This is a genomic window from Brockia lithotrophica (assembly GCF_003633725.1).
Lineage (GTDB): Bacteria > Bacillota > Bacilli > Thermicanales > DSM-22653 > Brockia > Brockia lithotrophica.
This window is the reverse complement of sequence record NZ_RBIJ01000003.1, coordinates 80,938-96,805: the sequence shown is the minus strand read 5'-3', so window position 1 is coordinate 96,805 and position 15,868 is coordinate 80,938. Positions and strand designations below refer to the sequence as shown.

Here is a 15,868-nt window from a genome sequence, read left to right as displayed (position 1 = left end):
GGGGAAGCCGTGCGTTGGCGCGATCTCTTTGGCAAAAAGGGGAAACGAGAGGGAGAAGGTCCGCCACTCCGACGCCGCGAGACGGGTGCGGTCGCCCGCAAGGCGGACGAGGCTTCCCCGTCCGCCCGCCAGGCCAAGGACATCCCCGAAGGACTCGTGGAAAAATGCCCTTCGTGCGGCGCCATCCTCTACCGCAAGGAACTCGAGGCAAACCTCAAGGTGTGCCCGCGCTGCGGGTACCACTTCCCCCTCTCCGCGCCGGAACGCATCGCCATCACCTTCGACGGAGGGCACATCTTTGAGTACGACCGCGACCTCGTGAGCGAAGACCCGCTCGCGTTTCCCGGCTATCGGGAGAAACTCGCGGAAGCCCAGGAGCGTACCGGCCTCATGGAGGCCGTCGTCACGGGCGAAGGGACGATCGAAGGCTTTCCTGTGGTCGCGGCGGTCATGGACGGACGCTTCATCATGGGAAGCATGGGATCCGTCGTCGGGGAAAAAGTCGCGCGGGCGGCGGAGATGGCGCGGGCGAAGCGCTATCCGTTCGTCCTCTTCTCCGCATCTGGCGGAGCCCGCATGCAGGAGGGCATCCTAAGCCTCATGCAGATGGCCAAAACCGCCGCGGCGGTGCGACGCCTCGCGGACGCGGGCGTCCTCTTCGTGAGCGTGTTTACTCACCCTACGACAGGGGGCGTCCTCGCGAGCTTTGCGGGTCTCGGGGACGTCCTTCTGGCGGAACCCGGGGCGCTCATCGGGTTTACGGGGCGGCGGATCATCGAGCAGACGATTCGAGAAAAGCTGCCCCCGGACTTCCAGACGGCGGAGTTCCTCTTCGCCCACGGCCAGCTCGACGGCATCGTCCCCCGGAAGGAGATGCGCCCCACGCTCGCCAAACTCTTGCGCCTGCACGCCGCGGGAAGGAGGGTCGGCGGTGGCCGGTGAACTCCCCTTCGAGCGGCCCCTCCTCGACCTGGAACTCAAGATCCGCGAGCTCAAAGCTTTCATGGCGGAGAAGGGAATCGACCTGCGCGACGAGATCGAGCGTCTGGAAGCGCGTGCCCGCGCCCTCGCCGAAGAGCTATACCGGAACCTCGGTCCGTGGGAACGCGTGCTCGTGGCGCGCCATCCGGAGCGCCCGACGACGCTGGAGATCGTCGAGCATGTCTTCGAGGACTTTTTCGAGCTCCATGGGGACCGCCTCTACGGCGACGATCCGGCCGTCGTCGGCGGGATCGCGCTCTTCGAAGGCCTCCCCGTGACCGTAATCGGGCACCAAAAGGGAAAGACTACGGAAGAACAGATCCGCCGGAACTTCGGGATGCCGCATCCGGAGGGGAACCGCAAGGCCCTCCGCCTCATGCGTCAGGCGGAAAAGTTCGGCCGCCCCGTGATCACCTTCGTGAACACGCCGGGGGCATATCCCGGGAAAGGCGCGGAAGAGCGGGGACAAGGGTTGGCCATTGCGGAGAACCTGTGGACGATGGCTGGCCTCCGCGTCCCTATCGTCACCTTTGTCGTGGGCGAGGGGGCTTCCGGCGGCGCCCTCGCCCTGGCCGTCGCCGACCGGCTGTACATGCTCGAGTACGCCTGGTTTACCGTGATCGCCCCCGAAGGCGCGGCCGCCCTCCTCTGGCGCGACGCCAAGGAGGCCCCGCGGGCGGCGGCCGCGTTGAAGCTCACGGCCCGGGACTTACTCGAGCTCGGCGTGATCGATGCCATCGTCCCCGAGCCCCTGGGGGGCGCGCACAAGGATCCCGAGGCGGTCTACGGGGAAATCCGGCGGTTCCTTCGCCTCGCTTTGGATGAGCTCCTCTTAGTGCCTCCGGAAGACCTCGTCGAGCGGCGGTATCGCCGCCTTCGGAGCGTGGGACGCTTTTCTTCGCTCCTCTCCTCCGTGGACGGCGATGAAGCGGCGGAGGAAGAGGATCGGCCTCCCGACGGTACGCGGAGTTGAGGAGGAAGGACGATGAAGCGCATCGCCGTCCTCACGAGCGGCGGAGACGCGCCCGGAATGAACGCCGCCGTACGGGCGGTCACGCGTACGGCGCACTTTCACGGCGTCGAGGTATATGGGATTTCCTACGGCTATGCAGGGCTTCTGGAGCGGCGCCTTCTCCCCCTCGCGCTGGGATCCGTAGGCGACATCCTCCAGCGCGGAGGTACGATCCTCCAGACGGCGCGGAGCGACGCCTTCCGCACGCCGGAAGGGCAACGCCGGGCCGCGGAGGTCCTGCGGGAGTTCGAGATCGACGGCCTCGTGGTCGTCGGCGGCGACGGATCTCTCCGCGGCGCGCACGACCTCGCCCGCCTCGGCGTGCGCGTGATCGGAATCCCGGCCACGATCGACAACGACATCCCCCTCACGGACGTGGCGATCGGCTTCGACACGGCGATCAACACGGTGATTGAAGCGGTAGACAAAATCCGCGACACGGCTTCGTCGCACGAGCGCATCTTCGTCGTCGAAGTCATGGGCCGCCGGGCGGGCGACATCGCCCTTTGGGCGGGGCTTGCGGCGGGAGCTGAGGCGATCCTCATCCCCGAGGAGCCCTTCGACCTCGACGAAATCGTCGCCCATCTCCTCCGGACGGAGTCGCGGGGGAAGCGGCACAGTATCCTCCTCGTCGCAGAAGGGGTCATGAGCGGGGCAGATCTCGCGCACGAAATCGCCCGGCGCACAGGTTTCGAGACCCGCCACACCGTCCTCGGGCACGTCCAGCGGGGCGGATCGCCTACGGCATACGACCGCGTGCTCGCCAGCCGCTTGGGCGCAAGGGCGGTACACGCCCTCTTGGAAGGAGAGGGTGGGGTCATGGTGGCCGTTCGGCGGGGGGAATGCGTGCTCGTCCCGCTCGACGAAGTCGTGCGCGGGACGCACGTTCCCGACCTTTCCCTGGCTCGGCTCGCGCGCATGCTCTCCATCTGAGGGGTGGGAAAATCCATGTCCGACGGACAACGGCGGCGGATGACGAAGATCGTCTGCACCCTAGGGCCCGCGACGGACGATCCCGAAGTCCTGCGCGGCATCCTCGATGCGGGCTGCGACGTGCTCCGCTTCAACTTTTCCCACGGCGATCACGAAGAGCACGCGCGCCGCGTGCGCCTCGTCCGGAGCGTTTCCGAAGACGTCGCGCTCCTCCTCGACACAAAGGGCCCGGAGATTCGCACCGGACGACTCAAGGAGAAGCCGCTTCGCCTGGAGGAAGGGGCACGCATTCGCCTCGTTGCGGAGGACGTCCCGGGCGACGCCGAGCGCATCTCCCTCAGCTACGCCGACCTCTGGCGCCACGTCGCTCCGGGAACGCGGATTCTCCTCGACGACGGGCTCATCGGCCTCCGCGTAGAAGAAGTCCGACCGGGAGAGATCCTCGCCCGCGTAGAGAACGGCGGGCTCCTCGGCGAGCGGAAGAGCGTCAACGTACCCGGGGTTCGCCTTCCCCTCCCGAGCCTCACGGAACGCGACGAGGCCGACCTCCGCTTCGCCATCGCCCACGATTTCGACTTCATTGCGGCGTCCTTCGTCCGCCGTGCCGAGGACGTGTACGCGATTCGGCGCATCCTCGAAGCGGAGGGCCGGGAGATCCCGATCATCGCGAAGATCGAAAACGAAGAAGGGGTAGAAAACGCCGAGGAAATCCTCGCCGTAAGCGACGGGATCATGGTCGCCCGCGGAGACCTCGGCGTGGAAATCCCCGTCGAAGACGTCCCCTTCATCCAAAAGCGCCTCATCGCCATGGGGCACCGGGCGGGGAAGCCGGTGATCACAGCGACTCAGATGCTCAACTCCATGATCGAGAACCCGCGGCCGACGCGGGCCGAGGCGAGCGACATCGCCAACGCGATCCTCGACGGTACGGATGCCGTGATGCTGTCCGGGGAGACGGCCGTAGGCCGTTACCCCGTGCAGGCGGTGCGCACGATGGCGCAGATCGCCCTCCGGACCGAGGAGCACTTCGGGGCGGAACTCTACCGGCGGGCCCGGGGGCTCGATGCCGAGGTGACGCACACCGCCGTCTTGAGCCGGGCGGTGGCGGAGGTAGCGGAGTCCCTAGGCGCGCGGGCGATCCTCACGCCCACGGAAAGCGGCTATACGGCGCGCAACATCGCCCGCTGCCGTCCCCACCGCCCGATCGTGGCCGTGACCCCCAATCCGCGCGTCGCTCGCCGCCTGCGCCTCGTCTGGGGCGTGTTTCCCTACGTGGCGGAACCCGGGGACACGATCGAGGCGGTCCTCGAGCAGGCCATCGCCATCGCCCTCGAACGCGGCTTCATCTCCCGCGGCGACCTCGTCGTCCTCACGGCGGGGATCCCCGTCCGCGAGGCGGGAAACACGAACCTCCTCAAGGTCCACGTCGTCGGAGACGTCGTAGGCCGCGGCCTCGGGATCGGAGAGGGTGTGGTGACGGCCCGCGCCTTCGTCCGTCGTCCGGGGGAAGACCTCCCCCTTCCGGAAGAGCCGTACGTCTACGTCACCTCCCACGTCTCGGAGGAGGACGTTCCGTACCTGCGCAACGCCCGCGCCGTCGTCGCCGAGGAAGGCGGCATGACCTCGCAGGCGGCGGTCGCCGCCCTGAGCCTCGGGATTCCGGCGGTCGTAGGGGTGGAGCGGATCACGGAGAAGGTACACACCGGGATGGAGCTCACCGTGGACGTGCGGGAAGGGCGGATTTACGCCGGGTACGCCAAAATCCTGTAGTCGTTACTCGCCGAAAAGAACTGTCTTCTCCGGAACACCCGAGGTCTTTCGGGCGGCGTGCAGCTGGGGGTTGCCGCCGCGCCGCAGAGCATCCGTACGGAATTTGGTTCCGTCCGTTCGATGCGCTATTCTATTCATCATCCCCGCCCGTTTCGGGTGGTGCCGTTTGGGCCTTAGGCCTCTGTGCGGGCCGCCGAGAAGCACGGTGTTTTAGCCCCAAACCCAGGATACGTCTCGGGCTTTCGCGCGGGCCGCCGAAAGGCGCGGGAAGGGAGCTGTCGTCCCTTCCGGTCCGTGCGGGTGGGGACAAGTTTCGACCGGGGGGTGGCAGCGTGGCGCACGTCCTCCGCGGGCTCGACGGAGTCGTGGCGGCGACGTCCGGCGTGACCCAGATCACCGACGAGCGTCTGTTCTACCGGGGTATCGCCGTCGAGGACCTCTTCGCCCACTCGACACACGAAGAAGTCATTTTCCTCCTTTGGGAAGGCCGACTTCCTATGGCGGAAGAGCTCGCCGCCTTTCGCGACCGCCTGGCGGGGGAAGCCCACGTCCCCGCAGAACTTTACACGTTCCTCGCGCGCCTTCCCCGTACGGCTCCGCCCATGTCCCTCTTGCGGGCGCTCGTGGACGCGGCATCCCTTCTCGACGAAGACGCGGAAAAACGTACGCCCGAGGCCCGGCGCACCGTCGCCCTGCGCCTCGTAGCCCGCATGCCCCTATTTGCCGCGGCAGTCGGGCGTCACCGGGCGGGAAAAGAAGTGGAGACGGCGGTGGAAGCCGCCGCGGGCGACGGAAAGTTGGCGCGCGCGTTTCTCCGCGCCTTTCGAGGAGAAGAACCCCCCGAAGAGGACGTCCGCGTCCTCGACCGCACCTTTCTTCTACACGCGGACCACGAACTCAACGCCTCTACCTTCGTCGCCCGCTCGGTGGCTTCGACCTTGTCGGACATGTACTCGGCGGTCGTCGCGGCCGTCGGCGCCCTCAAGGGCCCTCTGCATGGGGGCGCCAACGAGGGCGTGATGACGATGCTCGAAGAGATCGGCCCCGAAGGCGATTGGATGCGATACGTGGCGGACAAGCTCGCGCGCAAGGAACGGATCATGGGTTTCGGCCACCGCGTCTACAAACGCGGCGACCCGCGTACCCCCCTTCTTCGATCCCTCGCCCGCGAGGTCCTTTCCCGGCGCGGAGAAATCGTCTGGCTCGAGCTCGCGGAACGCATCGAAGCGTACATGGAAGAAGTCAAGGGGCTCAAACCCAACGTGGACTACTACGCCGCCCTCGTCTACCGCGGCTTGGGGATCCCCAAGGAGATGTATCCCCTCATGTTTGCCGTGGCACGCACGGCGGGGTGGACGGCCCACCTCTTCGAGCAGTATGCGGACAACCGCCTCATCCGCCCGCGGGCGGTGTACGTCGGTCCCGTATCCGTTCCCTACGTCCCCATCGAACAGCGCGACCACGAAAGGAGGTGAGCGGCTGGCCCGCGTCTGCGGGCAGCCGTGCCCTATGCCATCCGACGTCTCTTCCGCCCACCCTTCTTTCCTCCCTGCGGGAGAACCAATTCGCGTGCGGGACGGCCGCCTCTCGGTCCCCGACTTTCCCGTGATCCCCTTCCTCGAGGGCGACGGCACCGGCCCCGAGATTTGGAGGGCCGCGCGCAAGGTTTTGGATGCCGCCGTGCGCACGGCGTACGGCGACCGCCGGAAGATCGTGTGGAAGGAGGTTTTGGCAGGAGAAAAGGCCTTGCGCGAAACGGGGACCTACCTTCCGGAAGAGACCCTCACGGCGATCGCCGAACACGTCGTGGCGATCAAAGGGCCCCTGACCACCCCCGTCGGCGAGGGTTTTCGCTCCCTAAACGTCGCCTTGAGGCAGCTCCTCGACCTCTACGCCTGCGTCCGCCCCGTGCGCTACTTCCCTGGCGTTCCCTCCCCCCTCGTGCGCCCCGAACGGGTGAACACGGTGATCTTCCGCGAAAACACGGAGGACGTGTACGCGGGACTCGAGTGGGCCGCGGGAACTCCGGAGGCCGAAGCCCTTCGCCGCTTTCTCGGCGAACGCCTGGGCGTCGCCCCCGACCGTTTCGACGCCGGAACGACGGCCTTCGGCCTTAAGCCCATCTCCGAACGGCGATCCAAGCGCCTCGTGCGGGCGGCGATTCGCTACGCCCTAGAGTACGGTCGGAAGAGCGTGACTCTCGTCCACAAGGGGAACATCATGAAGTTCACGGAGGGCGGTTTCCGCCGCTGGGGGTACGAGGTAGCCGAGGAAGAGTTTGGAGACCGCGTATTCACCTGGCGCGAATACGAGCGCGTCAAGGCAGAGAAGGGGGAGGCGGCGGCCGAGGAGCTCTTGGCGGAGGCAAAGGCATCGGGGCGTCTCATTGTCAAAGAAGCCATCGCGGACAACGCCTTTCAGCAGCTCATCCTTCGGCCGGAAGAGATGGACGTCCTCGCCACGACGAACCTTAACGGCGACTACCTCTCCGACGCCGCCGCGGCCCTTGCCGGCGGACTCGGAATGGCGCCCGGGGCGAACATCAACTACGAGACGGGGCATGCGGTCTTCGAGGCGACGCACGGAACGGCCCCCAAGTACGCGGGGAAAGATGTGGTAAACCCCACCTCCGTGATCCTCTCGGGCGAAATGATGCTCCGCTACATCGGTTGGCATGAGGCGGCCGACGTGCTCCTCCGGGCTGTGGAGAAGACTTTGGCGGCGCGCATCGTGACGCAAGACCTCGGGCGCCACATGGACGATGCGACGATCGTCGGCACCCAGGCCTTCGGCGACGCCCTCGTGCGCCACATGGAAGGCGCTTGAGGGTAAGTCCGAGGAAAAGCTCTATCGTTCTGAGAGCGATTTCAGCTTGACTACAAGGGCTTTCCCGGTTCACCGGGAAAGCCCTTTAAGTATCCTAAGGGACTCCCGATGAAAGTGTCGGGATGTACGCAAAAGAAAGCGGTTACGCCGCAAAGGGATTCCCCGAAACTCCCGAGATTTTTCCTTGTCGCCTCTCTTTCGACAAAAAACTGAGGAGGAAAACCGGGGAAAGCCGTAGAATTTCTATACTCTGGAAAGTCCGGGCTCGAGGGCGTTCCTTTTCGCTTCCGAAAGGGACAGCTTTTTCGGATTCCCGGGAAGGGGGCTTCCCATGGGTGCTGGCGAATGGAAGGAATGGGAGTTCAAGGCTTTGACGGACATTTGGACCGGGGATGCGAACGGTAAGGGAAATCGCTTCATTCCCACCGGACTTATGGGGTCCATCCGGTGGTGGTTCGAAGTTTTGGTACGAGGTTTGGGTGGGAAGGCATGTGATCCTACCGACGGAAGGGTTCGCTGTCCAAACCATGGAAAGCGTCCTAATGAAGCCGACCATCACTGTGTCGTTTGTGAACTTTTCGGTTGCACCGGATGGGCGCGCAAGTTCCGACTGATGGTTCTGGATGAAAATGGCCGAGTCATTCAGAATCAAATTAAAGCCAAGCAAACCTTCATCCTCCGCTTCATCCCCTTGCGCTTCATTCGGGAAGAGGAGTGGTGTCTGCTGAATGCCACTCTAAATTTAATCTCGAAATGTGGTGCGGTAGGGGGCAGGACGGTGTTGAAGCCGTCGAAGGAATGGGGGATTGAAGACCTTGGTAAAGACGATTTAGGTGTACATAACAACCAAGTAATAGTGAAAAACAGCCGGAAAGGCCTCAAATTACGTAAAAATGATATCATCTTGAAGATTGACGGAGAACAGGTTAGTAGTATCGACGATATTGAGCGAATCCTTAAGGAAAAGCGACACGGCGATCCTATAGAAATTGAGGTCAAGAAAAGTAACGGAGAGACAGAAAAAATAAAATCGTGGGCCGGTAAAAGACACCATATAGATTTTGGACTAGTGAAACTTGAACATTCTCCTGAAGATATTAATTGCAGTCGAGGAGAAGCAGAAAAATATGTGATTGATTCACAATGGCGAAAGGGCTTTGACTACAAACCCTTTGCCTGGGCCTCCCTAAAGTACTTTTGGTGCGTAAAGGGGAAATATCTGGCGAGGTTGAATAACAACGAAAGCACTTTCAATATGGTGATTGGGCGTCCAAGTGAAAAGGAAAAATCATCTGATGAAAATTCAGATAAATGGATCGCCGGATATAAAGCAACAGGAGGTCAGCTTCCTGAAAGCAAAAAAGTGTTTAGCTTTAAGAACACAAACGGAAAGGCACTAACTTTCGGCTTTGTGAATCCAAAAGAGAAAATTGATCCTGAAAATATGAAGAGTCGGCTAAAAGATGCCTGGGGCGACGAGTTTAACCCAGATATAGATTTTCTAACAGTCGATCAGATTTTGGGTGAGCTATTCAACCACTCTTAACAAGGAGGAAGACACATGACTTGGGACTACTTTGTGTTTATTGCCGATACAATTGAAAATATAAACAACACTCAAGAAATATCGGTTTCCTTCGAGTGTCTTGCAAGCGGATTTGTAGATGAGGTTTCGCTGAGATTCTTTCTAGGTGGAGATAAGGAGAGGGCTCGTAAAAATTATATAGATAAAGCGCGGAAATCAGACACGAAGAACCAAAAATGTGATTTCCTTTCGGGAGTAGTTCCCGATTTCTCACACCTACCCTCCCTAAATTGGATCGGCCTCCAGGTAGACTTCGAACTCCTTACCCCTTGGTATTCCAAAGATGACCGGGTCTTCCACGTGCTGGACAACCCGGTGCGCAAAGACCGGGTCTTCGGTGTGCCCTTCATGGCGGCCTCCTCCTGGAAGGGCATGTTGCGTTGGGCTTGTCGAATGCGGAACGGATTGCGAGAGCACCTGGAACGGCACAACAACCGACTTGATAACTGGCGTGACCCCGACTGGATTTTGCACCTCTTTGGCAACGAAAAAGAAGAAAAAGAAAATTTTCGTCAGGGAGCTCTAGTGTTTTATCCTACTTGGTTTAACAAGATAGGTTTCGAAGTGATCAACCCCCACAGCCGGGAGCGTCGCGCCGGTACCCAACCTATCTACTACGAGGTGGTGCCCGAAATACGGCCTAATGAGGAAGGAGGAAAAGGTACCCTTTCCCTGCTTTACGCCCCCTGGCCCGGGATGAAGTTCAGTGCCGACTCTACGAAGTTCAGCGCCGACCCCAAAGAGGTGCTTCCCAAGCTATTGGAAGCCATTGAATACCTACTTACTGTTTACGGTATCTCCGCCAAACGCACCGTGGGCTGGGGGACGGCGAAGATCACGGAATGGCGGGCTTTCCATAAGGATGGGGGAGAAGTGAAGGAAAGCGATCGTGGAGCCCTCTGGAAAAAAGTGCAAACTTGGCTTTCGGTAGGAGGTACGCCATGACGGACAGCCTTTCTCCTGCGGAAATTCTGCGAAATTGCCGTCCCCTGCTCCTGGCCATGGAAGCTATCGGTTGGTTCCATATGGCGGGTAAGGCGCGTGAGGAGTTTCTGCGTAAACACGGCGGTGAAAACAACAAGTATGATTACAAAAAGTGGCATGAACAGGAAAATACCTCTTTTACTTGGGATAAACTCCTGGGATGGGTACGGCAGCGGTGTAGTCACATTATTCCCGAAGACGCTTGGCCTCGATCCTTCGCCGATTTTACCGAAAAACATACAAAGGCTAGCCCAGGGCTTCTGGGCCTTCTTCAAGCCGCACACGGTATTACCTCTGGTGTTGAAAAGAACCTGCCTACACAGACGTCAAATTATCTCCGCCAGACAATCCCCCACATGTGGCTTTCCTCTCCTTGGGGGCATCCCAAGCGCAACCTCTTAGCCGACCCGCCGGAAATCCTTTCCCCCCAGGGATGGGAACAACTGGTGAGGGAAATCCGCCGGGTGTTGGAGGAACTCCAAAAACTGGTCACCGACAAGGGCTCAGACGACGACTGGCTGAAATGGCGAAATAGCGCTATTGGTGAGGGTTCTTTCATCCGCCGTGCTTTCCTCTCCACCCTAGCCGAAACCCGCTTACCCGACAACGACGTCACCCTCTGGGATCAGTCTTACGTGGCTGCCGCGCTGTTCAAGAGTGCGGTGGCTGGAGAGCTTTTGAAAACGCTTTATCAGATCTATCCGGATATAAAACTTAATTTCTTGGATGAGAATAATATCAAGAAAATCGCTCAAAAATTATCATTAAAATTACCGAATAAGGATAGTGACAAAAAAGCATACATAAACGCATTTATCAAAAACAACACTCGCTGGCGCCTGCTCACCGTAGCCCTCGGTACGGAGCACTACGAGGCCCGGGCAGTGAAGATTGGCGATTGGACGGGCGCTAAGAGTGACATTGAAGATTTTTTTCGCCAAGTGGCTGCGCTGGTAGAAGTGGACCTGGCAGTTGGTTCTCTGCTCTATCGGGATAACACCGTAGCTGTGTTTTCTTTACCAGGAGAGCGGTTTGACGAAGAAGAACTGGAGCGACAACGTCTAAATGACTCGAGTTTCAAATACGACGACCGGATTTTTGCTCCCTGGCTTAAGAGTTTGAACACCTTGCTACGGGAACAAGTGGATAAGTTTGCCTATGATCTTAACCTGGAAACACCGCCCTATGTGCGCCTCAGCAGCCCTACGCGTTCCTTGGTGCCGATGGTGCGTGAGTGGAGGGAAGCTCGAAAAACTGTGGCCGTTCCGATTCACAAACCGTGGGACATTTGTCACCGAGTTCCTACGGAAGCACAAGGCCACGTTTGCCCCGTTTGCCAGGTGCGCCTCAACGGAGACCGCACCAACAAGGGTAAACCCTGTGAGGTATGCCGTGAACGTCGTCACCACCGTCGCGACGACTGGATTTTTGGACAGTTGGGAAATGACACTATCTGGTTTGAAGAAGTGGCCGACAGCAACGATCGCCTTGCCTTACTTACCTTTTCGCTGGATCTGGAAGATTGGCTGAACGGCGAACGCGTAGACAGCCTGCGAGCGCAGGCGATTCCGGAGTGGGCGAGATTCAATCCTGTATTTCAAGAAGGCGAATCCAAACGAATTAGTAATCCAATATCTCCGCAGACTTTATTTTCCCAAATTGTTGGTTTAATTAAGGAAAAAATTCTAGATAAAAGCGGAAATTGGAAATTTGTTGACGACGATATTTTTTTGAATAACCTCCACGATGGTTTTAAACACTTTAGAAAATCGAATCTTCAAAGAAAAAATGATGATAATAACAGCTACGAGAAACATCTGTGGCGCACCTTTTACGAGCAAATCGTTGAAGATCGCGCAGATGCGCCTAGCTGGGATGAGTTGAACGACGACAAGCGCATCTCCTGGCTTGCCCACCAGCTCTTCCGCAAACTTCCATCCCCAGGTCGGGTTTACCGTTTCTGGCGAGAATCAGAAGAGTTTTTTCACGACCTTCTGAGGGAATTTCGTCAGCTGGCCGCTCGCAGCGACAACCCCTGGCGGGTGCGGCGGCTGCTGCTGGTCCCGGATAACCATGACGAGTGGCGTGATCTGACCCTCTACAACGGCCGCTGGCAAGGGCGGCAGATCAGCCTGATCTACGTAAAGGAGCTCGGTGGTTTCGTTACGGCCTTCAACCTGGCGCGCTGGCTTAGGCCGGAAGACTCCCAGACCGACTTGCAGGGGGTGAGGATATCCCTGGAAGTCGAAGATGCGCCCGAAGGGCGCCGCGAGATGACAGTAAAACAGGTTCGGGGATCATGGCAACCCTTCGCACATCTGAGCGTGTATCATCCTGTGATCCCCGTGGAACTCTCCCCCTTGCGCTTCCGCGTGCTGGTGCCGTTAGAGGTGGCTTCCGAATGTGTGGACCTGGCCGTGGCCCAGTGGCAGAAGCGCTTCGCCCGGGTATGGGACCGCCTTCCCCTTCGAGTGGGCGTGGTCGCCTTCCCGCGAATGGTTCCCTATCAGGCGATCGTAGAGGCTGTGCGCAATGTGGAAGACGGGCTGGCGAGCGGGGAAGAGACCTGGATGGTGGTGGAAACGAGACAAATGGCAGGTGTAGTGACCTTGCGCATGCGCCGACGCCGAGTTGACGACCGCGAAGTCCTTCGGGACGTGCCGGTCGTCCTGCCCGACGGCCGGGAGGACGTGTTCTACCCGTACGTAGCCGTAAAGGATTCTCAGGTGCGCTTTCCCCGCGACTTCCAGCATCCGTACGGTAAGGTATACCGTCATGTCGCCGATCTCCTGCCGGGAGACGATATTCAGGTAGTCCCGGCACGGGTGAATACGCTCTTCATGGATAGCACCGCCGCGCGCTTTAACATAACGCCCCCGCGATACCTTGAGGATTGGACGCAAATGCGTCAAATATGGGCGCTCTTGCAGCGGGTGGCGCCCAGCCAGACGGCATTGCAGAGCCTGCGTAGTGAGTTGGCACGTCTGGAAGAAGAGTGGAAGGCGCCCCCAGAAAAGAAACTGGCAGCCTCGCCCGATCTCTGGCGAGAAACCTTAAAAGCCTTTCTGGCTCACCATCTGGAGGTGCATGGCACAGAATTGGAGGCGCTCACCGAAGCCGCTGTGCAAGGTATCCTACGATGGACGCTGGATTGGCACATCGCTGTATTGAAAGAAAGACTATAAAAGGAGGAGCAGCCATGACTAGTTACCAAAAGTTCCTTCAAGTTGGCATCGCGCTCGATCCCATCCACGTGGGCGCTGGGGGCGCCCACATCGGCCGTGTGGACCTCACCATCGTTCGCGATCCGGTAACCCGTATTCCCAAGATCCCGGGCTCCAGTTTGGCCGGAGTATATCGGACCTATGTGGCGATGCATTACGAGGAAGACCGACAATTAAAGCTACAACAAGGACAACAGTCCGAACAACAGTCCGAACAACAGTCCAAAACTCGAAAAAAACCCTATTTTCCGGACTGTGCAGGATTGGGGCTTGATCAAAAGAACGGTCACTGCCGCTATCCGAACTGTCCGGTCTGCACCGTCTTTGGTTTTGCTGCGGGTGCGGGGCAGGAGGGTGGTTTTGCCGGGTTGGCTGCCTTTACCGACGCCCATGTCCTGCTCTTTCCCGTTCCCACCCGCGAGGGTCCCAAGTGGGTGACAAGCCCGATGGCTTTGCGTCAGATCGGGCTGAAAGTTCAAGGAGTTGATGATAATGCAGTATACATGGAAAAAAGTTCCTATTATAAGTTAAACCTAGGTTGGCTACTGCTGCCAGTACGAGAATGCGATCAAATTAGTAAGATCAAAAAAAAGAGGTTTCGAAACTTGTGGGGCCTGGGTTATACTTCCGACACCTCCGGTACTCTCGACACATCTGGCACTCCCGACACTTCCGGTATTCCCGACATCTTCTCCTGCATCCCCAACAATTTGGCCCTGGTGCCCGATCGTCTTTTTTCCCACATCGTCAATAGCAACTTGGAAGTTCGCACATCGGTCTCCATCAACCCGGAAACAGGTGCGGCGGAGGAAGGGGCCCTGTTTTCTTACGAAGCCCTGCCTCGGTGGACAGTTCTGGTGTGGGAGATTATTTGCAAAAACCCAAAATACTTCAAGGTGAGAGGCCAGGACATCCAAGTGACCATGGACGGTGGCGGGGAAATGGACACTCCCAAAAAGGTCTGCCAAGTCGCCGCAAAAGCTCATCCATACATGGAGTACCTGGGCATCGGTGGCATGGGCACCAGGGGCATGGGAAGGGTGAAGGTGGTTTACTCAGGAGATCCTGATAGCGGCCAATCGATTGATTCTATCGATTGCACGTCACCTCCAAGCCAAGGAGGAGATCGTTCATGAGGGAGGACCGAGGCATAACCAACCTGGAGATCCAATGCGCTAAGCTGGGACGCGAATTGGCGGATATCGAAAAAGTTAATGAAAAATTATTCAACGAAGCTTTGGCCGTCTTGGAGGAGCAAGGGCTCTATGCCATGTTCCTATATGTAAGAGCCCGGTATAATGAAGCTAAAGATTCCATTTCTGATAAGTCTCTGTTTTTTTTCCAAAATATATTCGGTGACCGTTTGGGTAAAGAAGAAGACATTCAAGAAGACATTCAAGAAGACATTCTGGAAGCTGTGAAGAAGTTAGCGCAAAATTTGGATGACCTGCTCTTCGCCCGCGACTTGCTGCGTACGGCACTCTCTTACGCCCGTTATTTCCTCAAAGCCAAGGGGGGGCGCGGGTCATGAGTTGGAAGATGTATCGTTGGGTCTGGCGATTGGAGGCGCCCCTATACATCGGGACGACTCCGGCCGGACAACTCAATCGCACGCGCCTCTACGTGCCGGCTCGTACGCTCTGGGGGGCCCTCACCGCAGAACTTGCCAGGAAGAAAGCAAGTTCTTCAGGTGGGTCGCCTAATTATAAAGGTGAGGGTGATAAGCTTCGCGAAAAAACTCGTTTAAGCTATCTATTTCCGGCCCAACCTGTGGATCAAGACTGGATCGCTTGGATCCCAATCTATGAATTTGGGAAAGGATTGCTGTGGCGACGGGAAGATCGGAGTCGGGAAGTAAAAGATAGGGAATTTCGACGTTGGCTCCTTACCACACGGATGGGTACGGCCATAGATCCCAATTCCGATACTGTAAGCGAGGGCACTCTTCGCGAAAACGAGGTAGTAAATCAATGGTCGTTCTGGGGGGAAAAACATGGCGATTTTCTCCCGGTATTATTTTCAGGTTATATTTTCATTTTCAATGATGATGACCACGACACTCTTAAAAGAGAGTTAGAAACCAAAACCAAAGAGCTGTTTATCGGTGGGGACACCCGCTATGGATTGGGACGAGTTCGACGGGAGTATTTTGAGGAAATTAAAGATGGTATTTTTTTCGGTATTCCAGTAGATTTGCAAAAAAACAACCCAGAGGTTCGAAGCGACAGCGTTTTGGCTCACGCATCAATCGCAACCGCAACCTCGAAGATGTACGGAGCATGGGAGATGTTAGTGGGCTGGGATAACGGAGAGCTCAAAAAAAATGATCTCGTATGGGTACCAGGTTCTCGGTTTTATAAAGAAAGAAACGAAAGTAAAGACGAACCGAAATGGTCTATTGAGAAAGATGGGTTGTGGAAAAAACTCTCATGAACTTGCCAAGCCCATGAGCTCCTGCGAGATTTTTAAAATTTGGTTTCAACCTAGAGGATGCGCGTTGTCGGGATCGGCACAGGGGGAGCACTAACCCGGGTTAAGCGGTCCTTTGCTTCC

At 58.4% G+C, this 15,868-nt stretch carries 12 protein-coding genes; all 12 read left to right on the top strand.

Annotation, left to right across the window (positions count from 1 at the left end; genetic code table 11):
• Positions 1–9: 9 nt before the first annotated feature.
• The gene (gene accD / locus C7438_RS05740) at positions 10–942 is read left to right on the top strand and encodes an acetyl-CoA carboxylase, carboxyltransferase subunit beta (protein WP_121444407.1); all 933 of its coding nucleotides are present in this window, start codon (positions 10–12) and stop codon (positions 940–942) included.
• On the top strand, positions 932–1,954 hold the full coding sequence (locus tag C7438_RS05735; protein WP_121444406.1) for an acetyl-CoA carboxylase carboxyltransferase subunit alpha: 1,023 nt from the start codon (positions 932–934) through the stop codon (positions 1,952–1,954). Before accD ends, C7438_RS05735 begins: the two co-directional genes overlap by 11 nt.
• A gap of 12 nt (positions 1,955–1,966) precedes the next feature.
• Entirely contained in the window at positions 1,967–2,926 is a 960-nt protein-coding gene (pfkA, locus tag C7438_RS05730; protein ID WP_121444405.1) for a 6-phosphofructokinase, read from the top strand.
• Between the two features lie 15 nt (positions 2,927–2,941).
• On the top strand, positions 2,942–4,696 hold the full coding sequence (gene pyk / locus C7438_RS05725) for a pyruvate kinase (protein ID WP_211322097.1): 1,755 nt from the start codon (positions 2,942–2,944) through the stop codon (positions 4,694–4,696).
• A 332-nt stretch (positions 4,697–5,028) separates the two neighbouring features.
• Positions 5,029–6,171, top strand: a complete 1,143-nt coding sequence (locus tag C7438_RS05720; RefSeq protein ID WP_121444404.1) for a citrate/2-methylcitrate synthase — start codon at positions 5,029–5,031, stop codon at positions 6,169–6,171.
• 34 nt (positions 6,172–6,205) lie between these two features.
• Positions 6,206–7,522, top strand: a complete 1,317-nt coding sequence (gene icd, locus C7438_RS05715; protein WP_121444403.1) for an isocitrate dehydrogenase (NADP(+)) — start codon at positions 6,206–6,208, stop codon at positions 7,520–7,522.
• 331 nt (positions 7,523–7,853) lie between these two features.
• Positions 7,854–9,068, top strand: coding sequence for a type III-B CRISPR module RAMP protein Cmr1 (gene cmr1, locus C7438_RS05710; protein ID WP_121444402.1), 1,215 nt, complete (start codon positions 7,854–7,856; stop codon positions 9,066–9,068).
• 15 nt (positions 9,069–9,083) lie between these two features.
• Complete coding sequence (locus C7438_RS05705; RefSeq protein ID WP_121444401.1) at positions 9,084–10,052, top strand: RAMP superfamily CRISPR-associated protein; 969 nt, start codon at positions 9,084–9,086, stop codon at positions 10,050–10,052.
• The gene (locus tag C7438_RS05700) at positions 10,049–13,276 is read left to right on the top strand and encodes a CRISPR-associated protein Csx11 (protein WP_121444400.1); all 3,228 of its coding nucleotides are present in this window, start codon (positions 10,049–10,051) and stop codon (positions 13,274–13,276) included. Before C7438_RS05705 ends, C7438_RS05700 begins: the two co-directional genes overlap by 4 nt.
• A 14-nt stretch (positions 13,277–13,290) precedes the next feature.
• Positions 13,291–14,451 (top strand): RAMP superfamily CRISPR-associated protein, encoded by a 1,161-nt coding sequence (locus C7438_RS05695; protein WP_121444399.1) that lies wholly within the window; start codon positions 13,291–13,293, stop codon positions 14,449–14,451.
• On the top strand, positions 14,448–14,846 hold the full coding sequence (locus C7438_RS05690) for a hypothetical protein (RefSeq protein WP_121444398.1): 399 nt from the start codon (positions 14,448–14,450) through the stop codon (positions 14,844–14,846). Before C7438_RS05695 ends, C7438_RS05690 begins: the two co-directional genes overlap by 4 nt.
• The gene (locus tag C7438_RS09040; RefSeq protein ID WP_147402000.1) at positions 14,843–15,748 is read left to right on the top strand and encodes an RAMP superfamily CRISPR-associated protein; all 906 of its coding nucleotides are present in this window, start codon (positions 14,843–14,845) and stop codon (positions 15,746–15,748) included. The genes C7438_RS05690 and C7438_RS09040 overlap by 4 nt, the downstream gene beginning before the upstream one ends.
• The last annotated feature ends 120 nt before the right edge of the window (positions 15,749–15,868 follow it).